The organism is Edaphovirga cremea (assembly GCF_003332275.1).
Taxonomy (GTDB): Bacteria; Pseudomonadota; Gammaproteobacteria; order Enterobacterales; family Enterobacteriaceae; genus Edaphovirga; species Edaphovirga cremea.
Genome location: NZ_QOVA01000024.1, coordinates 1 through 20780 on the forward strand (window position 1 = coordinate 1; position 20780 = coordinate 20780).

18 protein-coding genes are annotated in these 20780 nt (G+C 44.8%); 11 read left to right on the top strand and 7 right to left on the bottom strand.

What is annotated here, in order from left to right:
• Positions 1 to 414, top strand: a 414-nt coding sequence (locus tag DRI82_RS20250; RefSeq protein ID WP_114195721.1) for a TetR/AcrR family transcriptional regulator, incomplete at its 5' end; no start/stop codon positions are given.
• Between the two features lie 556 nt (positions 415 to 970).
• Here DRI82_RS20250 and aspA read toward each other — a convergent pair.
• Entirely contained in the window at positions 971 to 2407 is a 1437-nt protein-coding gene (gene aspA / locus DRI82_RS20260) for an aspartate ammonia-lyase (RefSeq protein ID WP_114195723.1), read from the bottom strand.
• 169 nt (positions 2408 to 2576) lie between these two features.
• On the bottom strand, positions 2577 to 3284 hold the full coding sequence (gene cuyB, locus DRI82_RS20265; RefSeq protein ID WP_114195724.1) for a cysteate racemase: 708 nt from the start codon (positions 3282 to 3284) through the stop codon (positions 2577 to 2579).
• A 165-nt stretch (positions 3285 to 3449) separates the two neighbouring features.
• On the opposite strand from cuyB, the gene hypT reads away from it, so the two are divergent.
• A complete protein-coding gene (gene hypT, locus DRI82_RS20270; protein ID WP_114195725.1) occupies positions 3450 to 4346 on the top strand; it encodes a hypochlorite stress DNA-binding transcriptional regulator HypT in 897 nt (298 codons plus the stop codon).
• On the opposite strand, the gene DRI82_RS20275 is transcribed toward hypT, so the two are convergent.
• Complete coding sequence (locus DRI82_RS20275) at positions 4341 to 5642, bottom strand: anaerobic C4-dicarboxylate transporter (RefSeq protein ID WP_114195726.1); 1302 nt, start codon at positions 5640 to 5642, stop codon at positions 4341 to 4343. The two genes, hypT and DRI82_RS20275, sit on opposite strands and share 6 nt — an antisense overlap.
• A gap of 278 nt (positions 5643 to 5920) precedes the next feature.
• Positions 5921 to 6469, bottom strand: coding sequence for a YdeI/OmpD-associated family protein (locus tag DRI82_RS20280; protein ID WP_114195727.1), 549 nt, complete (start codon positions 6467 to 6469; stop codon positions 5921 to 5923).
• A gap of 398 nt (positions 6470 to 6867) precedes the next feature.
• Between DRI82_RS20280 and DRI82_RS20285 the strand changes: the two genes are divergently transcribed.
• Positions 6868 to 7389, top strand: coding sequence for a fimbrial protein (locus tag DRI82_RS20285; RefSeq protein WP_114195762.1), 522 nt, complete (start codon positions 6868 to 6870; stop codon positions 7387 to 7389).
• A gap of 288 nt (positions 7390 to 7677) precedes the next feature.
• Here the strand turns inward: DRI82_RS20285 and DRI82_RS20290 are convergent, their stop codons facing one another.
• Positions 7678 to 8544, bottom strand: coding sequence for an SDR family oxidoreductase (locus tag DRI82_RS20290; RefSeq protein WP_114195763.1), 867 nt, complete (start codon positions 8542 to 8544; stop codon positions 7678 to 7680).
• 533 nt (positions 8545 to 9077) lie between these two features.
• Between DRI82_RS20290 and DRI82_RS20295 the strand changes: the two genes are divergently transcribed.
• The 6 genes from DRI82_RS20295 (at position 9078) to DRI82_RS20320 (ending at position 17429) form a co-directional block, all read left to right on the top strand.
• On the top strand, positions 9078 to 9506 hold the full coding sequence (locus tag DRI82_RS20295; RefSeq protein WP_114195728.1) for a nuclear transport factor 2 family protein: 429 nt from the start codon (positions 9078 to 9080) through the stop codon (positions 9504 to 9506).
• Between the two features lie 269 nt (positions 9507 to 9775).
• Positions 9776 to 10915, top strand: a complete 1140-nt coding sequence (locus tag DRI82_RS20300) for a YbdK family carboxylate-amine ligase (protein ID WP_157968111.1) — start codon at positions 9776 to 9778, stop codon at positions 10913 to 10915.
• Between the two features lie 640 nt (positions 10916 to 11555).
• Complete coding sequence (locus DRI82_RS20305; protein WP_114195730.1) at positions 11556 to 15434, top strand: NAD(P)-binding protein; 3879 nt, start codon at positions 11556 to 11558, stop codon at positions 15432 to 15434.
• Positions 15435 to 15723: 289 nt separating this feature from the next.
• Positions 15724 to 16395: a CsgG/HfaB family protein gene (locus tag DRI82_RS20310; RefSeq protein ID WP_114195731.1), complete on the top strand. Its 672-nt coding sequence runs from the start codon at positions 15724 to 15726 to the stop codon at positions 16393 to 16395.
• Between the two features lie 21 nt (positions 16396 to 16416).
• Positions 16417 to 16776, top strand: a complete 360-nt coding sequence (locus DRI82_RS20315) for a DUF4810 domain-containing protein (protein WP_114195732.1) — start codon at positions 16417 to 16419, stop codon at positions 16774 to 16776.
• Positions 16773 to 17429 carry a DUF799 domain-containing protein gene (locus DRI82_RS20320; RefSeq protein ID WP_114195733.1) on the top strand — a complete coding sequence of 219 codons (657 nt, stop codon included), beginning with the start codon at positions 16773 to 16775 and terminating at the stop codon, positions 17427 to 17429. The genes DRI82_RS20315 and DRI82_RS20320 overlap by 4 nt, the downstream gene beginning before the upstream one ends.
• A 69-nt stretch (positions 17430 to 17498) precedes the next feature.
• On the opposite strand, the gene DRI82_RS20325 is transcribed toward DRI82_RS20320, so the two are convergent.
• Positions 17499 to 18041 carry an AAA family ATPase gene (locus DRI82_RS20325; RefSeq protein ID WP_114195734.1) on the bottom strand — a complete coding sequence of 181 codons (543 nt, stop codon included), beginning with the start codon at positions 18039 to 18041 and terminating at the stop codon, positions 17499 to 17501.
• Between the two features lie 450 nt (positions 18042 to 18491).
• Here DRI82_RS20325 and DRI82_RS20330 point away from each other — a divergent pair, with 450 nt between their 5' ends.
• Both DRI82_RS20330 and DRI82_RS20335 read left to right on the top strand, forming a co-directional pair.
• Positions 18492 to 18773, top strand: coding sequence for a hypothetical protein (locus DRI82_RS20330; RefSeq protein WP_211317698.1), 282 nt, complete (start codon positions 18492 to 18494; stop codon positions 18771 to 18773).
• Between the two features lie 278 nt (positions 18774 to 19051).
• Positions 19052 to 19384 carry an SMR family transporter gene (locus DRI82_RS20335; protein ID WP_114195735.1) on the top strand — a complete coding sequence of 111 codons (333 nt, stop codon included), beginning with the start codon at positions 19052 to 19054 and terminating at the stop codon, positions 19382 to 19384.
• Between the two features lie 123 nt (positions 19385 to 19507).
• Here DRI82_RS20335 and DRI82_RS20340 read toward each other — a convergent pair whose 3' ends face one another.
• Positions 19508 to 20725 (bottom strand): DUF3396 domain-containing protein, encoded by a 1218-nt coding sequence (locus tag DRI82_RS20340; RefSeq protein ID WP_114195736.1) that lies wholly within the window; start codon positions 20723 to 20725, stop codon positions 19508 to 19510.
• Positions 20726 to 20780 lie beyond the last annotated feature (55 nt).

The window sequence follows — 20780 nt, forward strand, 5'->3', positions numbered from 1 at the left end:
TTGCGCAACGAATTGGCCAAGGTGGCGCAGGCGTTACCCGTCACATCCTTTGCGACCGAAGACATTGGCGATTACGCTGGTCGCGCCTACGACTACCATCTTGAAAATCCTGAACTGAGCCGACTCATGCGCTGGGAAGGCTTGACATTCAATGACGAGGTGCCGGACGAAGAACAGCGACGCGAATATTATGGATACAAGATTGAGGCTGTGGCAGATGGGCAGCGCCAGGGAGTGGTTACCCAGGCCCTTGAGGCAGATCATCTGGCTTTTTTGGTGTTAGCCCTGGCTGGCTGGTGGTCTGCCGTTCCACAGGTAGCGCGTATGTTAACGGGGCCCGATAGCACAGAAGAATATGCCAGACGACGAGCCTCGGTCGTAGAGGCCGCCCGACGCCTGGCGTCGGCACCATGAAGCTAATGATGAAAATAACTTTGGGCAATACTAAAAACTGGATTTGACCCTATATTTTCAGACGTAAGATCACCCTTACATTAGCGATTCACGCTGAGATCTATATTTCCGTGGGGAACGGTATCCTGTCGCGTTGTAAATAGGCTGTCGCTGATTCGCATCTGCCGTAATGTAGTGTCTGGAGGTGAAGGGTTATGACCAACAAGGCATCAAATCAGCATGATGATATCTGGGGCGTTATCGCCAAGGGGCTAGTAGAAGCGGTAAAGAGGGTGAATGGGCAAATCGCCCTGCTGTTCCTGCTTTGAGGTGGATGAACCGGCAGACGGTGTCTGCCTGACTGACATTCTGCCGCTCCAGATGACATAGCTGTACTCACCCCGACGCCAGGTTCTGACGATGTGCTCAAGAATATACCCATCCTGCATGCCACGATTGTAAACATACACGCCATAACAAAAAGAACACTTATTAATGTCTTTATTGTCAAGATGAAGGTGATACGCCAAAAAAAAGCACACGATTAAAAAAATCGTGTGCTTTATTGAATCAAGTTTTATTTTTCACTTTCTTCGTTATAACGCTTCGCTTTATAAGCAGGGTGCATCAGGTTCTCGACAGAGAAAATATCGTCCAGTTCAACTTCTGTTAACAAGCCAAGTTCCAGAACAACTTCCCGCACATTTTTACCCGTTTCTGCACAGATTTTACCCACAACGTCACCGTTATGATGGCCAATAAATGGGTTGAGATAGGTGACGATACCGATGGAGTTAAAAACGTAACGCTCGCAGATCTCTTTATTGGCAGTAATGCCGTTGATGCATTTTTCTAACAGGTTGTAGCAAGCGTTTGTCAGAATGTGAATTGACTCAAACATTGCCTGACCAATTACCGGTTCCATTACGTTTAGCTGCAACTGGCCTGCTTCGGCGGCCATGGTAACGCAGATGTCGTTGCCGATCACTTTAAAGCAAACCTGGTTAACGACTTCTGGGATAACCGGATTCACCTTGGCTGGCATGATAGAAGAACCGGCCTGCAATTCGGGCAGGTTGATTTCATTAAGGCCAGTACGTGGGCCTGAAGACAACAGACGCAGATCGTTACAGATCTTGGAAAGTTTCACCGCCAGACGTTTCAGCGCACTGTGCGCCATCACGTAGGCACCGCAGTCGGAGGTAGCTTCGATCAGGTCTTCGGCAGGAACGCAAGCCAGTCCACTGATTTCCGACAGTTTTTGTACGGCCAGATGCTGGTAACCTTCCGGGGTGTTCAGCGCGGTACCAATAGCCGTGGCACCCAGGTTCACTTCCAGCAGTAATTCTGCGGTGCGATGCAGGTTTCGGGTCTCTTCGTTCAACAGTACGCTGAACGCGTGGAACTCTTGGCCCAGGGTCATTGGCACTGCATCCTGCAACTGGGTACGACCCATTTTCAGAACGGTCTTGAACTCTTTGGCCTTTAACTCAAAACCTTCACTCAATTGGTGGATTGCGTCGATCAGCTTCAAGTTGGAAGCATAGACCGCGATGCGAAAACCAGTGGGGTAAGCGTCGTTGGTGGACTGGCACTTATTGAGATGATCGTTAGGGTTCAGGTACTGATATTCACCTTTCTGGTGACCCATCAGCTCCAGACCGATATTTGCCAGCACTTCGTTGGTGTTCATGTTCAATGAAGTACCGGCTCCTCCCTGGAACACATCCACCGGGAATTGATCCATGCACTTGCCTTTATCCAGCACTTCGTCACAGGCCTGGATGATGGTGTCGGCGATTTTGCCTGGGATGGTTTTCAGCTCTTTGTTGGCCATTGCAGCGGCTTTTTTCACCATAACCATGCCACGAACAAACTCAGGAACATCGCTGATTTTACTGTTACTAATATAAAAGTTTTCAATCGCGCGTAGGGTATGAATACCGTAGTAAGCCTCTGCGGGGACTTCTCGTGTACCTAATAGGTCTTCTTCAATACGAATGTTACTTGGCATAACAATCCTCTCTGGTATTTTTATGATAAATAAATTAAGACGTATTAATGATTGACTCTACTCTATTACGAGCAACCATCCATTGCTTTAATGGGAAAGGTTTTAGCTTCAATCTCCAGATTCAATAATCAGTTAAAAATAATCATAGGACTTTCTAAAACATCTAATTTTATATTGGTTTAATGCTTTTATCCTGATACCACCGGATAGCCGACTTTACAAGCTCCTCCGTGGTGTCGATATACTTCCCTGGGTTAAGATTAATTTTTTCACTCAAAATCAAAGGGATCTCAGTACAACCCATAATGATTTTTTCAACGCCTTTACTTAACAAGGAGTCATTAACACCCTCAATTAACTCTTTGGCTAATTCAATATTACCGGCTTTATACGCATAAATACTTTTCATTACGTCCATTTGTTCTTCTACTGTTGGAAGAATGCACGTTATTTTGTTATCTAAAAGTTTTTTGCTATACAACTGACTTGAAACCGTTGCGTCAGTCGCCAATAATCCAACTTTTTTTATTTGGTTACGGATTAGCACCGACAGAGTGGTATCGATGATGCTGATCATCTCCATCTTCGTGGCAGATTTCAATTCATCAAACCAGTAATGCGCTGTATTACAGGGTATTATAAGGCATTTTGCACCGGCATTCTCAATGAGCCTGGTGTATTGGATTAATTTACTCAGTGGTGACGGTTCATGATTTAATATACAAGCAGATCTATCAGGTATATCGGGTATCGAGAAAGCGATAATGGGGATATGTTCTTGATCCTTGGCCGCATCCGTATTCATTATCATTTTATTCATTGCATCAACAGTCGCCGCTGGCCCCATCCCTCCAAGAATTCCAATGATGTTATCCATAAAACATCCTCTTTACTGCAAGTATGATTTCAATATATACTAAATATCTCATAATTATAAAAAATGTGAATTGCTAAAATAAAATTGTTAATGTGAAAAATGCATAGTTAAGAATTCTTCAGGGAGCTTTTTAAATAAAACCCAATATTTATATAGAGATAAAACATGATGAAAAACATAGAAACAAAATGGCTTTATGATTTTCTGGCTTTAGAAGAGAGTCGTAATTTCACTGTGGCTGCAGAAAATTGCAGTATTTCTCAATCAGCATTTAGTCGTCGCATCCGAAGTCTGGAGGACGCCATAGGTTTTGAGTTGTTTGATCGAAATTCTTCCCCACTTAGCTTGACAGAGAATGGGCGTATTTTTCACTCAAAAATAAGAAATATGCTGGATGAACTAGAATATAGCTTAACCACCCTAAAAGGGGGGGTTAATGTGAAAAGTCAAGTTAAGATCGCTTCAGCACACTCTTTATCTATTTTCATTGTTCCGGCATTATTTAAGCTCATTCCTAATACTAATAATATGCTTTTTTTTGTTGAGTCTATAGATGTTAACGACACGATCATTAGCCTGAAAGAGGGGAAATCTGATTTTATTTTTTCATTCTACGATGAAATGCTCATGTCAGGGCAATTTCAATACTTAAAAATACTCGAATCACATCTCTACCCTGTTAGTGCAGTAAATGAGCAAGGCGAACCCGCTTTTAGTTTTGATCAAGAATCTATTCCTTTATTAAATTATACTGATAGAAGTTATATGGGTCGTAAAGTCGATCACTACTTATCACGCAATAATCCAGAAAAATTTAATACTATTTTCGTCTCATCAATGAGCGGCTTATTAAAGAGAATGGTTCTTCAAGGACTGGGGATTGCCTGGTTACCTGACTATTCAATTGAGCAGGAACTCGCTAATAATCAGCTATGTATCCTGCCCAATTGTAATGCAGTAATCACAATGGAAGTCTATGCTTACCGTTTAAACTCCAAACTTAACCTGGCATCAGAGCGCTTCTGGTCTTTAATCAAATCAGAATGCTGTAACGTACTATAATACCAACGGAGCGATAATAAACCCGGAGATAACACCACCAATGACACCTATAACACCGGGCAACATAAATGGATGGTTAAGAATATACTTTCCTACTCGCGTAGTGCCCGTGGTATCAAACTCCATGGCAGCCAATGATGTGGGATAAGTTGGCAGAACAAATACGCCGGTAACTGCCACATAAGATGCCAGAATAGCCCAGTGTGGAACATCAAGAGCGAGAGCCAAGGGAATAATTATTGGCGTTGTAGCACCCTGAGAATAGAGTAGCGCACAAGTAAGGAACAATACCAAAGCTATCAACATAGGATAGTCTCTCAGAATATCCCCTGCCACCAATTTTATACCATCCAGATGCGCATCAACAAAAGTGGTACCGAGTGTGACAATACCCAAAATAACAGCGATAGAGCTCATACCCGCTCGAAAAGTTGGAGTAAGCACCACTGAAACCGCACTAATCTTACTGAATATTACCATCAGACAGGAAACGCTTAGCATACTAACTACAATAATATCTCGCGTCCCCATCGTTTTACCAATGTCGAAGCCAGGTCGCATTGTAGGGAAGGCAGCCATAACAACAATGAAAACGGTAGATAAAATAAATAGGACGACAGACAATTTAGCCGTTTTAACATTACTGACCGTATTTTCCTGATATTTTTTTACCAAGCCATCCTGCAAACGCTGTAAGTAAACCTCATCATCATTGAGTTCACATCCCTGCCGAGAGGCAACAAACGCAGCAATCATTGCGGCGATAAAGGACGTTGACAGACACACGGTGATCACTTGTATAAAGCTGACCCCTTGAGTCTCCATAATCACCAACATTGCAGCCATAGCCGCACTAATAGGCGATCCTGATATCGCCAACTGCGATGCTACGACAGAACCACTGAGCGTCCTCGAAGGGCGGATCCCGGCTTCTTTAGATACCTCAGCGATCACGGGTAATGTTGAAAACACAATAAACCCTGTCCCTGCCATAATGGTCATGGACCAGGTAATAATAGGTGCGATTATATTGACATGTTTTGGATTTTTTCTAAGTAATCGGCCGGATACCTGTACCAGATAATCCATCCCTCCCGTCGCCTGGAGTACGGCAGCAGCCATAACAACAGCCATAATGATAAGAATAACGTCAACAGGAGGAGAGCCCATGGGTAAACCAAAACCAAATGTTAATATGGCAATGCCTAACCCACCAAAAAGACCAATACCAATACTGCCCATCCTCACACCACAATATATACACGTAAGCACAACAAGCGCTTGGAGCCAAATCATAGTATTACCCCACGGAAGATAAAGTTAATTATGCGAACAAAAGGTCTCACACTAATTCAAAGTGTGTTAATTTATTGTTTTTTATTGATGATTCAATTATTTAAATGGTGAAATAAATTTCCCCAAAATTTAGGTAAAGCACCTAATTCATTCTCTATATAAGCAACTGATGCATAGAATGTGAAATGCAATTGTGTCTATTGCGATGCAAAAAATGCATACGTAATATTTTATGCAAATAATAAATAACAACGCGATGTAGATGCAGTGTCACACCGCTAATCTTTCGCCTTGGGCGCGCTGAGGCTCTTGCTATAGAAGCCCGATTGGTCGAAGCAGCAGACACGCATCTTGCCCGAGGCAAGCATCGCGCAGGCATTATCAACCCGGCGTTTTCGTGTCTTGGCCTGTTTTGCGGACTCAATCCAGTGGATCCAGTCAAGGCGTGCGATGGTCGTCGTGTCTTCCCAGGTAGTCTTGGCTGCCGGAGACGTGGCAAGAGCCTCCTGAAGATCATCGGGTAACTGCGGCTCGGGTTCTGGGTCAGCCGGAGAAACTTGAACGGCAACCGTGTCTCCAGGCGACGCAGTGGCGGCCTCTTGCAGCTCTTTATTCACCTTGAGCCAGTGACTAAGCTGACCATCTGGGTCAAGCGTGGCTTGAAAAGGATAGCCATTAATGGTTCCTTCTACCGACGTCCTACCACGCCTCGGCAACTTGTCACTGGCAGCTTTTGGTAAGACAAGAAACGCCCATGAGCCGTCCTTGCCGGGATCCGCCGGACGAAGCAGTTTAGTCTTGAATGTAGATGCTTGTGTTTCTGTCATTGCAGGATACCTTTGACGGTCAACCAGATTTAGACCACCCCCATCCAGCTTAGCTCGGCCACTGGGAACTGCCAAGGCGTAACTCTCGAGGCTGGCTGGGAGACATTTTTCATCAGGTTGCTCTCAGAGATCGTCAAGTTACACTTTGTCATAGAGTGTACAAAAAACAACAAAGGCATAACTAAAGTCGCCTACTAAGAATCCAAAGTATCAGTAATCTGTACGCATCAGGTAAAGGATGATTACCCCTGAATTGCGTGTGATAGCCCCTCACTTCTGACCGATATGTCTATAAAGGTGGGCAGGGTGAAATGATGAAAGAGTTCGATATCCGCGCATTGAATTAAATGAAAAGGAATTAACCCTAACCCTGTTATTAATTAAATAGAGATTTTATGATGAAGAAGAATTTACTTGCTGTTGCACTGCTGTCCTCTGTTGTTGCTACTCCTGCCGTATTTGCTGCAGACGGTACAATCAACTTTGTCGGTGAAATCACAGACGTCGCCTGCACCGTTGATACCAACTCGCAGAACCTGACGGTCACCCTGGGCAAAGTGGCCTCCACGGCATTCACCGGAGTTGGTTCGACGGCTGCCCCGACGGCATTCCAGCTGGTCCTGAAAGATTGCCCGGTTGCGGCGAGCAGTGCCGTTGTGAAGTTTGACGGTACCAGCGTGGCGGGCGACAACAGCCTGCTGGCAATAGGCGACGGTGTAAATACGGCAACGGGCGTCGCGATTCAACTATCAGATGCCAGCCAGCAGATCGTGAGATTATTTGAAAACTCACAGCCTTATGCCCTGGTCTCCGGTGCAGATAACATCCTGGACTTTATTGCCCGCTACAAGGCGACGTCCGATACGGTAACGGCGGGTATCGCCAATGCCAGCGCCCAGTTTACGGTGATATATCAGTAAGCCCCGCGGGTTGTTATTTAAATAGGGAAAATTTAAATAGGGAAAATTTAAATAGGGAAGATTTAACTGGGGGGAAATTTAAAGGGAGAAATAGAATGGGTCATTGCCACACGGACGTCTTGAATTTAATTCTGCATCTCATCCAGATGCGGGGAAATAACATAAATTCATTGACCCATTGACTGTAAATGATCGTCCTGAAGGATTACCCGGTCTCAATGCCCAGTGTGCAAGTCCAATTTGGGTTACACCGGACAGTATAGATAATGCTCGTCAGATTTAGGTTCATTATCCATTTACCACGGTACCCCCGTTGATATGTATCACTTGTCCAGTGACATAGGACGAGTCATCGCAAGCAAGATACACATAGGCGGGTGCCAATTCAGCGGGCTGTCCTGGACGGCCCAACGGCTGCTCCTCTCCAAATTCCCCAACGTGTTCCTTACTAAACGTTGAAGGGATCAGGGGTGTCCATATAGGACCAGGAGCTACACCATTGACCCGAATTTTGCGTTCGGCTAGATGTAAGGCGAGAGAACGTGTCAGGGACGTGATAGCACCTTTGGTCGAGGAGTAATCGATAAGTAAAGGATTACCTTTATACGCAGTAATAGATGTTGTATTAATAATAGAACTACCGGCTGACATGTGAGGCAATGCTGCACGGATTAAGTAAAACATGGAAAAAATATTGGTAGCAAAAGTCTGATGTAATTGTGCATTTGAAATATCTTCAAACCTTTTTTGGGGATGTTGTTCCGCGGCATTATTGACAAGAATATCCAATGAACCAAATTTATTGACAGCATCATGAATAACTTGCTCGCAAAACCCAGGTTCGCTGATATTACCTGAAATTAACAACACATCCTTTGTAAACTTCTCGATTTCTTCTTTTGTTTTTTGCGCATCGCTATCTTCATTCAGATAGACAATCACTACCTTTGCCCCTTCCTGGGCATACGTGATGGCCACCGCCCGACCAATCCCGCTGTCTCCTCCGGTGATCACCGCAACTTTTCCTTCTAGCTTACCCGCGGCTTTGTATTCGGGATTAAAATAGATCGGTTGAGGATCCATTTCAGATTCAAGACCCGGTTGCTGATCCTGTTTCTGTGCCTTAGGTGCACCATTATCAAAATCTGTAGACATATCAGCCTCCTGTTCGTGTATTTTCAAGTCAACATCTTCAAGTGAATATGGCGATGTTATCAAAAATTTGATCTGCATTTGCTACCGTGTGTGCAGGGACACCTGATGTACCATAATGGTCGACCCTATTATCCTTTTGCCGGGGTCGTTAAGTCATTCATTACAAATCCTTATATAGATGACACATAGAAATGTTATTTAACCTGACGATCAATGCTGCTCGAAACTAATACTAGTTCACAAGAGCACCTTGTCAACAAATAAACAAACACCCTTTTGCTCTCATATTAAATTCAATTACAACAAGAAGTTAATCAATATATTTTGACGAAAATGCGATTATTATCGTAAATATTAATATATTTTTGAAAAGACCTCGGATGGTAACTAACCTGGTACGGTATAGCCCCAACATCTTTATCTAGGAATATTCCTATTTTTTATTTACCCTGCTTTCACTTATCTACACTTTTTTTTCGTAACGGAGCAGTAGAGGATTGTCCCGTTGATTGCCTATTGAGGGAGATTGTACGGTGAGCAAGCGACAAAAAAGCCTTCGAATTAATTTAATCTGTGAATACTATCAAAAACTGGCATCACAGGATGTGTCATTGCTGCATCTGTTTTCAGAGGACGTGGTGATTTTTTTCCCTAAATTTGGGGTCTCCTATGGCAAGCCATCCCTAACAGATCTGGGAATGAAACTCAGCAACGAACTCGCCCATCTGTACCACGACCCCACCCGCTTCTCTCTCATTAGTGAAGGGGATGCCATCGTTGTCGAAGGTCTGATGCATGGGGTAATGCGCAGTGGTGAACGTTGGCCGAAAGAAGGAGAGGATGGCCGCTATTTTTGTACCGTATTTGAATTTAAGGGCAATCTTATTCAACGAATGCATGTATATCTCGACCCTGACTTTGACCATAAAGATGTCGACAGGGTAAAAAATTATACACAATAACTTCTTAAATCATCCTGTTACGACGAATTCATTGCATATCAAGTGCATCAAATGCCATGCAGTGGAGGGATTGGTTCGAATTGAGAGAGTGAGCTATTGTAAGGAACTTACTCCATTAGTAGGTATAATTAGTTATGAGTGGAAAAGGGAGTTGAGAGGATAAAAATTTTGAGGGATTATTTTGTTTAGGGCAATGACAATTGCAACTCTCGTCTTCACGTTTGATATCGGGTAAACGGATTTAAAGTTATAGCATGAGAGGTGAACGTATGTCTAAGCTCCCATTTAAATCGTCGCCCATACATTCCATCGGTACTGAGCTTGAGTTACAATTGATTGATTTGGAAGATTTTGATCTTTCAAGCAAAGGGATTGAGGTAATCAGCAGATATTGTGATGAGCAACATGTCAAAAAAGAATTGTCATTATCGACCATTGAAATGAGTTCCTCGGTGCATGCAACGCCATTTACCCTTTTTACTGAGTTAAATACCATTGCGCGAAATCTCTCAGAAGTCGCCGCATGTTATAATTGCGGGTTGTGTGGCGGAGGTCGGCATATTAGTAATCACTGGACAAATCAAACCATCACCCCAACCCAGCGTTATCGGGAAATACATCAACGTTACGGTTTTCTGGCAAAATTATCGTGTGTATTCGGCCAGCATATTCATATTGGTGTACGAACAGGTGATGATGCTATTTATTTGTGTCATGTACTGACTCCCTATTTACCTCATTTTATAGCGCTCACTGCGTCTTCACCATTTTATCAATCAGAAGACACTCTCTTTGACAGTTCACGTTTTAGTGCATTGAATTCTTTTTATACGTTTGGCATTATTGATCACACTATTGCAACGTGGAATGATTTTAGCGACTATGTTGAAGCGGCAATCAGACTGGGGGTAATAAAATGTCTAAAAGATATTTATTGGGAAGTCAGACCAAAACCAGAGTTCGGTACCATTGAAATTCGTGTTTGCGATACACCTCTGACGTTGCTTCATGCGGCAATGGTGTGTGGTTATGCGCAACTACTCGTGAAGCATGTACTGAAAAAAAGAGTGCCAATAGAGTCCGTATATACATCTTTTGTCAATTCAAATACCTTCAATGCCCAACGGTATGGATTCAAGGCAGACTATATTGACAGCACCAGAGCGATAAAAACGACGCTTAAATCTCATATGGAAGAAACATTTAATAATATATGGCAAGACGCAGATGCTTATGAAAAAAAAGTATTACGATATTTCAAAGTTTATCTCGACCATGCCGTTAATGATGCCGATTTTCTGCGTGGTATGGCACATCAGGGCATGAGCGAATCAAGCATTGTCAGAACCATGATGAATTTGTTTATACTCCCTGACTATATTGGAAGTAAGGGTAATACACCTCAGTAAGGCATATCATTATGATTATTTTTCGAAAGGCGTGAAATTAATTTTTTAGAGTGGAGTTTTAAATAATCTAAGCAGCCCCTTTAAATAATATTTATCGCCTTGCATAAAAGCCCAGGGAAGCGGTAATTATTACCCTGCGTATAACATATTCCACTGATTTTTATCCTTAAAAATAATGCAATCTTTTTTACACCTCTAATGAGAGTGTATTTAATAATAAATTTACTTATAACTTTTTGAGATATGGCACATTAAATCACACTAGGAAAATTCTTAAAAAAATATCGAAAGTCAGCATTATGACTATTATTTATTTATGGCTATTATTTATTCTGAAGAGGTTTTTTAGCTGAGATATTCCCCAAAAACATATGATGAAAATTTGATACATAATTTATCAAAGATATAAACTATTCAAGCCCATGCGCCAGTTTTCACAAGAACTTTAGACCTAAAATTATCCTCATATGAGTTGAGGAGATTAATCAATGAAATATTTTGAATTTCTTACGTAACGTCTTCTGATTTTTTATTAAGGTAAAAATTGACGTGCTTCGTTGATATGTCTTGTGCGTCTTATTATCAACAATACAAGCAAGGTAAACGCGATCCCACCCCAAGAATTAATAGCGGAGATGCAATGGCTCCTTTTAAAACGTTCTGGCAGGCAGGTTATGAGGGAGCAGATCATCGTAACCGATTGGGCGAGTCACTCTCGATGAATGAAGCAACAGGTCATATTGAACGTGTACGGGAAGATTATAAGGCACTCAAGTCTTTCAATATTTCCACTGTACGTGAAAGCGTTGGATGGCGTTTGGTCGAAGGCAGCAAGGGATATGATTTTTCTTCCGTCGCCGCAAGAATGGAAGCAGCCAATGAAACTGGTATTCAAATTTGCTGGACGGTTTGCCATTACGGCTGGCCCGAGGACATAGATATTTTTGCAACAGATTTTGCTCCTCGATTCGCCCGTTTGTGCGGTGCGCTGGCCCGTTTTCTGCTGCCCTTTTATGTTGAACCGCCAGTCTATTCACCGGTGAATGAAATATCTTTTACAAGTTGGGGGATATCGGTGGGGCTGTTTCCTTGCTCGGAGCTGTCCAGTGAGCAGAGCGGGGAAGAGAGTAAACGACAACTGGTTCGTGCAAGCATCGCCGCCAGTGAAGCTATTTGGTCATCAGATCCGCGCGCACGCATTTTACACTGTGATCCGATCATTCATATGGTCCCTCCAGATAACAGCCCTGAATGGAGGCAAAACGTCCTGAACTGGCATAACGCCCAATTTCAGTCATGGGACATGCTGTCGGGAAAACTGGAACCGGAATTGGGGGGTGCACCGCGTTACCTGGATCTTATTGGAGCCAATTATTACCACGATAATCAGTGGGAAAGCGGGAGCAATCAACGTTTGTGGTGGCATTTGGGTGACAACCGCCGCAGACCCCTGCATGAAATGTTGCTCGAACTTTACCATCGTTATCAGCGCCCGATCCTGCTGGCAGAAACCAGCCATGTGGGTAGTGGACGAGGGGCCTGGATTGGTCAGATTGCAGCTGATGTTGCACAAGCACAAATAGCAGGCGTCGATGTGTTGGGTATTTGTCTCTATCCCGCAATAGATCGCCCTGACTGGGAAGATGCGAGCGTCTGGAATCGCAGTGGGCTATGGGATCTCGACCGGAAAGGACCTGATCCACTGGCTCGAAAACTGGATTCCACCTATGCCGCCGCCCTCTTGCGGGCGCAGCATATTCTGGATCTTTTCCAAACCCGATTCTGTAAACCGACATACGCCGAGGAAAGCACTTATATCATGAAAAATTTATATGTTTTTAGCCATTTGCGTTGGGATTTTGTATTTCAACGCCCCCAACATTTGCTGACTCGTCTGGCTCAACATTATCGGATTGTCTTCATTGAAGAACCTGTTTTCGACCCGCAACCAGCAGGATTGTCTATCACCCAGCCAGCACCGAATATATCCGTTGTCAGGCCACATACCCCCTCGCAGGAGGCCGGTTTTCATGATGGGCAAATAGCGCATTTACACCCTCTGATTGCAGAGTTGATCGCCGAAAATGACGCACCGATAGTCTGGTTCTATACCCCGATGGCATTACCCTTGCTGTCGGCGTTCAATCCTTCCCTCGTTGTTTATGACTGCATGGATGAACTCGCCGCCTTCGAAAAAGCACCCAGACAATTGTTACAGCGGGAATCAGCCCTGCTCGCCCGTGCCGATCTGCTATTTACCGGAGGCCCCAGTCTGTATGCCGCCAAAGTAGGTCGGCACCATAATATCCACTGTTTCCCAAGTAGCGTCGATGCGATCCACTTCGAGCAAGCGTTGGATAGAACCAACGATCACCCGCTCCAGCAGGCATTGGCGCACCCACGCCTGGGTTACTGTGGGGTTATTGATGAACGCATGGATCTCAATTTACTTGCCGCGTTGGCCGATGCACATCCGCACTGGCAACTGGTGATGGTAGGACCGGTGGTGAAAATCGATCATGCTCTCCTGCCGAAACGAGCGAATATCCATTACTTCGGAATGCAACCTTATCAGGCTTTACCTCAGTTCCTTGCCGGGTGGGATGTCTGTCTGATGCCGTTTGCACTGAATGCTTCAACCCGTTTTATCAGCCCGACCAAAGTGCTTGAATACATGGCCGCACGGTTGCCTATTGTCAGTACCGCCATTACGGATGTAGTGAAACCTTATGGGCATGTGGTTGCCATTGGTCACGATCACGTTGGTTTCATTGGCGCTTGTGAAGACGCATTAGCGATGTCATCAGAAGCCCGACAGGAGCAGCACTATCAAATGAAAGCTGTCGTTGATGGGACATCATGGGACACCACTGCGAAGAAAATGCATTCATTGGTAGAAAAAGCGCTCACCCTCTGCGCATTGCAGAATGACGTAACCACACCGGTAATGGAGGCAACCTATCAAGGTTCGCAGAAAAAGCCGATGTTGCGGCTCATGCCTCCACACTCAAAAAGCGTCTTGTCCGCACAATGTCTGATATTAGGTGCGGGTCCGACCGGACTCAGCGCCGCGTATCATTATGGCTCTGATGCCGTATTGCTTGAACGCAACGAGACAGTGGGTGGATGGTGCCGTTCAATAGAAGATCAGGGTTTCACCTTCGATTATGCAGGACATATCATGTTTTCCAATGATCCTTATGTCCTTGAGCTGTATGACATGCTGTTGGGAGAAAATATTCACTGGCAGGCGCGCGAGGCCTGGATTTATACCGATGGCATTTTTACCCGCTATCCATTCCAGGGAGCACTCTACGGTTTGCCTCCGATTGTGATCAAAGAATGCATTCTTGGCGCGATAGAAGCACGCTATGGACTCATGGCAATAACGGGTAACCTCCCGCAATCCCCACGAGCGAAAGGGGAAGTACGCAATAGCCACCGGGTTTCCAATGACATAATGCCCGATAAAAGTATCTCCAATGACGGCAAAGCCCGGACAGACTGCTGTGCGGATGGATCGGTTCCTGACAGTCCTGAACAGCAACTGGGGCTGACGGAAAACCAGCCGGATAATTTCGAGCACTTCATCTATCAAACCTGGGGAGCAGGCATCGCGAAGCATTTCGCTATTCCCTACAATAAAAAACTATGGACAATCCCGCTTACGGACATGGAGACCTCATGGCTTGGCGGACGGGTTCCGCTCCCCGATCTGGCGCAAATTATTGAAGGGGCCCTGGAGCCGACAGGAAAACCAATGGGGCCGAATGCCCGTTTTGGCTACCCACTTCAAGGTGGTTTTCAGGCGCTGATGTCTGGTTTCCTGCCGCATATCGAAGGCACCGTTGAGACGCAAGCGGAGGTGATACAACTACTTCCCCGTGAACATATCGCCGTGTTGGCCGATGGCAGGCAATATCGTTATGAGCAGATGATCAGCACGATGCCATTGCCGGAACTTATTCGTTTGATGGGGGATGACGTGCCAGCGGAAGTCAGGGCTGCCGCAAATGGTTTACGTCACATCTCAGTCCGATGTGTAAACCTGGGAATTGGGCGCGCAAATTTGACAGACAAACACTGGATTTATTATCCGGGAAGTACCATTTTCCATCGTATTTTCGTGCAGGGAAATACCAGTCCCGCATGCAATCCCCCCGGTGGCTGTGGCCTGACGTGCGAGATAAGTTATTCCCCGATGAAGCCGCTGCCTGTCGACGGACAGGAACTCATTGATCGTTGTATTGCTGAGTGCATCTCTGTTGGCATATTTACGGCAGAGGATCCGATCATCACATCGAACCAAATCGACATTCCCTATGCCTACGTGGTGTACGATCATAGCCGCACGGAAAATGTTGAAATAGTCCGCCAATGGCTCTTGCGACAGGATATTCTATTGTCGGGACGGTACAGTGAATGGGAATATTACAATTCTGATCATGCGTTTCTGGCCGGAAAATCAGCGGCTGAAAAAGTAAAATATCGTCTGCTTCGACAGGGTTCCGGCGCGTGAGGGACTTACCGCGAAGACAAATCCCGTTATTAAAAGAGGTTTGATGCTTATCGTGAGTTCCCAACCCGATGAGTATCAAACCCCCAAAGGGGATGTTTTTCGGCGTGAAGTGCTTCCACTTGAATTCGTTATGGGTCATTTTGGTTCACGGGGCGTGATGAGAAACGACCCGTGTGAGCGTCGTCTGCTTTTTTTTGCAACAAGCCCATTTCAAACGATAAGAATTAATAATAAATTACTCAATAGGCACAAGAATGTGCTTTTACCAAAATATAGGGAAGTGCGTGTAATGATGAAAAAAATAGCTCTGGGATCGACATTGGTGATTGCGACGCTGCTCAATGGCTGCGCCACTGAATCTTCTCGCTCACTGGAAGTCGCTAAAGTTGCGTCTTATGGCACGCAATATCAAGGTCAGCGTAGCCCTATTTCGGTTGGCAAGTTTGATAATCGCTCAAGCTATATGAGTGGTATCTTTTCGGATGGGCTTGATCGTCTGGGGAATCAATCCAAGACCATTCTTATCACCCATTTACAACAAACCGGGCGCTTTAATGTGTTAGATCGCGCCAATATGGCTGAGATAAAAGAAGAAGCTGGTATCAAAGGGCAGTCGCAGCAACTTAAAGGCGCTAACTACGTCATTACGGGTGACGTGACGGAATTTGGCCGTAAAGAGGTTGGAGATCATCAGCTATTTGGTATTTTGGGGCGTGGAAAATCGCAGATTGCCTATGCCAAAGTGAACCTGAACGTGGTCAACGTACAAACGTCAGAGGTCGTGTTCTCTTCTCAGGGTGCGGGTGAATATGAGCTTTCCAATCGTGAGGTCATCGGGTTTGGCGGCACGGCGAGTTATGATTCGACATTGAACGGAAAAGTGCTGGATTTGGCAATCCGTGAAGCAGTGAATAATCTGGTTACCGGGATTGAAAGCGGAGCATGGCGACCTGCCAACTAATAACCAAGGATAGGTTTAAGAATGAAATTTCCACACAAAATCAGTGTGCTATTAGCGACTGCCTTATTGGTGGGCTGCGTTGATACACCGAAACCCATGTACAACTGGGATAAATATCAGTCTGTGGTTTATCAATACTATAAATCCGACGATACCAGCCCAATGCAACAGATCGGCGAGTTGAAAGAAAGCATAGAAAAATCAAATGCAAGCAATCAGCAAGTGCCTCCAGGATTACATGCCCATCTGGGAATGCTCTATGCCAATACCGGTCATATTGATCTCGCCATGGCAGAATTCAACACGGAAAAAACCAAATTTCCGGAATCCGCGCCGTTTATGGACTATCTGACCAGCAAAAATAAGGATACCTTTAAATGAAACCTATTTTTGCTCTCTTTACCCTCATTGCTGCGTTATTGCTGACGGGGTGTGTCAAACCCGTTCAGCATGACTATTCTGCATTCAAACAAAGTAAACCGAGAAGTATTCTGGTTCTCTTACCGCAAAACTCATCACCTGAAGTCGAAGCCAGTCATGGCTTATTATCTCAGGTGACATTACCGTTGGCCGAGGCGGGTTACTACGTTTTCCCGGTGGCGGTGGTAGAAGAAACCTTTAAACAAAACGGTGTGACTAACGCGAACGACATCAATGCGGTTAGCCTGACAAAACTACACCAGATTTTTGGTGCAGATGCCGTATTATATCTGACGGTGAGTCAATATGGGACGTCTTATAAGGTTATTACCAGCGACACGCGGGTTACCGCCAGCGCCAAGTTGGTTGATCTCAGAGATGGGAAATTGTTGTGGAGCGGATCGGCAACGGCCTCAAGTACTGAGAATGACTCAAATTCCGGTGATTTATGGAGCATGTTGATCGTTGCTATGGTTAAGCAGATTGGTAACAGCCTAGCCGACAAGAGCCACGATATTGCCGGTAAAACCAGCTACAGATTACTTTCTGCTGGCACACCCAATGGCATTCTGTATGGCCCACGCTCACTGAAATACGGTAAAGATGCGCAATAAATAAACCGGCGAGATGCGGTTCTATTCGCGCTGAATCCCCCTGATGATTTAGTTAATCGTTGGGGGGATTTACAAGTGAGCCATTATTGCTTTCACAGCATCGCCACATTCTGCATGATTTGTAATCTCAACGACAGGGCACTCCATTCTTTCAAGCCATTTTTTATGCTTGTACACATTTCTACTTATTTCTGTAGAAGTATCATAAGCAGAAGCCCATTTAATAAAGTTCTGGGATTTTTCGTAATATTCACCGCCAGGAGAAATGGCTTCACCATATCTTGCCAATTCCCTCTTCCTGATACGTTCGATCCTGACATCGTTCTTTACGTACACATAGACGACAAGATCGAAAAAAGGGATAAACATATCCCCCCAGCCACAAAGAGATCCACTCAATATCCACTGCTTGTTTGCTGTTAATGCGGTCAGTAATAGCTGTTGTCTTTCCTGGTATTCACGGGGAACGGTAAAGGGAGGCGTGGTGTCATGCCAGTAAATATCATCCGTATCTACGTGCTGATAACTTGTGATTTTGCCCAAGCGTGCTGCAATTGAGGTGGTACCTGAACCAGAGGCACCCATTATGTGGATTTTATTTATTTGAGACATGAATGAGTCCTCAAGAAGGAGTGTTACCGTAACTGATTCGCAGTGTTTACAATGAACCCGCTTCCCGAGAAACTAGCACGACGTAAAATCACTGCCCATCTCCAGGTTAGAAATATCGGTCACACAGGATACCAAGGTTCAGTAACGGCTGGCGTATTTTTTGATAACACAGCTGGCCCTTCTCCGTCAGTTTTTTACCGATAGAACTCTACGTTTTGCCTCCGCTTGTGATCAAAGAATGCCTTCCTGGCGCGATAGAAGCACGCTATGGACTCACTGCAAGAAAGGGTGATTAATCCCCTAAGGAAATAACGGTTGCTACTCTTCTTGCACAAGGTTACACTGGTAACAATGTAACTTTGTAATATTCATGGAAAGATAACGTACATTACCGAGTTGCCTCCTGTCCCATAGGACTGATGAAACGTAACAATAAATGAGGTTAGCCAAGTGACTATTAATCAAGATAAAAACAATGCAGGTTCATTTACTGTAGAGCGCGTGCAATCTGGTTTTCGTATTGAAAAACGTATCTTAAAGGTACTAAAAGCCCTTGCCGAGTATCACGACATTAGTTTAGGAGACCTCATCGAAGGGATTGTGTTACATGCTTTTGAAGGTAAATGCGCATTTGGTGAACAAAACTTGGCCCTTATAGAAGATCTGAAGAAAATTTATGCCCTTGATTTGACTGCGGATGCCTCCCACCAGTTGGTTGAAGTTGAAAAGTAATTCGACTGGAATAACGTTGGTCATGTAATAAATACGGTGATTATCAGGTGAAATCATCTTATTTATCTGAGGAATTTTGATGGCTAAGGTTGATGTGAGGAAGCGTGCATAATGAAAAAGCATGAGCAGGAAGTGCCCAGCACAAGCGAGTAGCCGGAACTTCAACTTGAGTACGGATACCGCGCTTATCGTCCTGGCATAAGTTTTCATGGTTTAACGCTAATTTAATCTCCGCGCTTTATAACAATTGAACGCTATACATACAGAAGAACATAGCAATGACTGGATTTATGTATTTAACGATGGCGATCGTCGCAGAAGTGATCGCAACGGCAATGCTGAAAGCCTCGGAAGGGTTTACCCGGCTATGGCCTTCTCTGGTAGTCGTGGCGGGCTATGCCATTGCATTTTGGGGACTTTCGATGGTGGTGAAAACTATGCCGTTGGGGATTGTTTATGCCATCTGGTCTGGGATGGGCATTGTGCTGGTTTCTATTGCCGCGCTATTTATTTATCAGCAAAAATTGGATCTGCCAGCGATTATCGGCATGGGGTTGATTGTTGCCGGAGTGTTGGTAATTAATTTGCTATCTAAATCGTCGATACATTAATTGCTGATTACCGAAAAAACGGCGTAATATTAGGTTACGCTCGTTGAAGTGTTCCACATTAATGCGCGGATAAGAATGTTGCGATCGTTGCTTCGTTTCAGTTGCGATCAATGTACAAAGCATTTATTCCGGCATGACAAACACACTACCCTTATCATCCCGCTTTAATAGCGACCAGCAAGCGCGGTGTTTTTTGCCGTATTTATCCTCAAAGGCAGGCATCTTCTGCCCTTCGCGGGTCTGGATATATTCAGTAGTACCGTTAACAATGGCTACCCATTGCCCGGCATAAGGCGCCGTTTCATCGGTCCAGCGGGTAATACGAACAGGCTCGTAGGATTTCCCGATTTCGGCTTTATCCAACAGGGCGCTGGCCTCATCGAAACGCCTGTACCATTTCATCGTGGATTCTTTATCGAACTGATGTCCTTCATATTCGGAATAGAAGTGTAACGAGCGTAAGCCACTAAAACGTGCAGGCTTAATCATCTGATTAACTTTGACCAGCAGTGGCGATAAACCTTCGGAATTCAGCTCTCCCAGAGCAGGAGGAAGTTCCCCTGCCTTAAGTATGATACCGTTATTATAAGGGAGCAGACTAATTTCCGGCGTTTTCGCTAAACGATGCGTTAACCTTTCTGCACCACCTAATTTTTCCAGCCAAGGCATGCCCAGAATGGTATACCAGCAGGTACCTTTCAGACCAATGACCGCTCCACCACCTTCAAGAGTACCTATGGAATCCACCATCACACCGGAAAAACGCTGCGCCAGAGCAAATTCATACGGGAACATACGTTCGAACGCATAAGGCAACGCAAACGACAGTCCCGCATAACCACTTTCGACCGCAAAGGTATTGCATAGCCACATCAACCAGGCCTGATAACGCTTCTTGCCATTCGGCTCTTTCAGCAATGACAACGGAAGCGTCAGCTTAATCACTGAACGATCATTCTCATTATGAAATATACGCTTACCCATTATGAGAATGTCGTAATCTGGAGCCAGGTACGACTCAGTAGCACTGCTCAGTGTCCAGTCGAATATCTCTTCAGGTGTGGAATCAAGTATTGCCTGTTTCTGTTTGGTATAATTATTTGCTGTGATAGCCGTCCATTTTTTCCCCGGTAGAGTTTTTTTCAGATGCGGCTTAAACTCCGCATAAAAACGATCCACGCATTCCACCATATTGCGGCGTACTTCTGACGTATGTCCGTCCTTAAAAAACACCGTAATAATCAGACCGAGATTAACCGCCGGGCTGCCGTCTTTGTACTTTACCGACGCTTCCGGCAACCATTTCTCGATGTAATTCAGTTCAAAATCCTGCAATTTCATATCTGCTCCTGTTTAACGGGCTGCCAGTGCCGTCCCAGAATGCAGCGCCTGCACG

Coding starts and splice junctions, on each gene's coding strand:
- aspA (WP_114195723.1), bottom strand. CDS start 2,407: ATGCCAAGTAACATTCGTATTGAAGAAGACCTATTAGGTACACGAGAA.
- cuyB (WP_114195724.1), bottom strand. CDS start 3,284: ATGGATAACATCATTGGAATTCTTGGAGGGATGGGGCCAGCGGCGACT.
- hypT (WP_114195725.1), top strand. CDS start 3,450: ATGATGAAAAACATAGAAACAAAATGGCTTTATGATTTTCTGGCTTTA.
- DRI82_RS20275 (WP_114195726.1), bottom strand. CDS start 5,642: ATGATTTGGCTCCAAGCGCTTGTTGTGCTTACGTGTATATATTGTGGT.
- DRI82_RS20280 (WP_114195727.1), bottom strand. CDS start 6,469: ATGACAGAAACACAAGCATCTACATTCAAGACTAAACTGCTTCGTCCG.
- DRI82_RS20285 (WP_114195762.1), top strand. CDS start 6,868: ATGAAGAAGAATTTACTTGCTGTTGCACTGCTGTCCTCTGTTGTTGCT.
- DRI82_RS20290 (WP_114195763.1), bottom strand. CDS start 8,544: ATGTCTACAGATTTTGATAATGGTGCACCTAAGGCACAGAAACAGGAT.
- DRI82_RS20300 (WP_157968111.1), top strand. CDS start 9,776: ATGTCTAAGCTCCCATTTAAATCGTCGCCCATACATTCCATCGGTACT.
- DRI82_RS20305 (WP_114195730.1), top strand. CDS start 11,556: ATGGCTCCTTTTAAAACGTTCTGGCAGGCAGGTTATGAGGGAGCAGAT.
- DRI82_RS20310 (WP_114195731.1), top strand. CDS start 15,724: ATGATGAAAAAAATAGCTCTGGGATCGACATTGGTGATTGCGACGCTG.
- DRI82_RS20315 (WP_114195732.1), top strand. CDS start 16,417: ATGAAATTTCCACACAAAATCAGTGTGCTATTAGCGACTGCCTTATTG.
- DRI82_RS20320 (WP_114195733.1), top strand. CDS start 16,773: ATGAAACCTATTTTTGCTCTCTTTACCCTCATTGCTGCGTTATTGCTG.
- DRI82_RS20325 (WP_114195734.1), bottom strand. CDS start 18,041: ATGTCTCAAATAAATAAAATCCACATAATGGGTGCCTCTGGTTCAGGT.
- DRI82_RS20335 (WP_114195735.1), top strand. CDS start 19,052: ATGACTGGATTTATGTATTTAACGATGGCGATCGTCGCAGAAGTGATC.
- DRI82_RS20340 (WP_114195736.1), bottom strand. CDS start 20,725: ATGAAATTGCAGGATTTTGAACTGAATTACATCGAGAAATGGTTGCCG.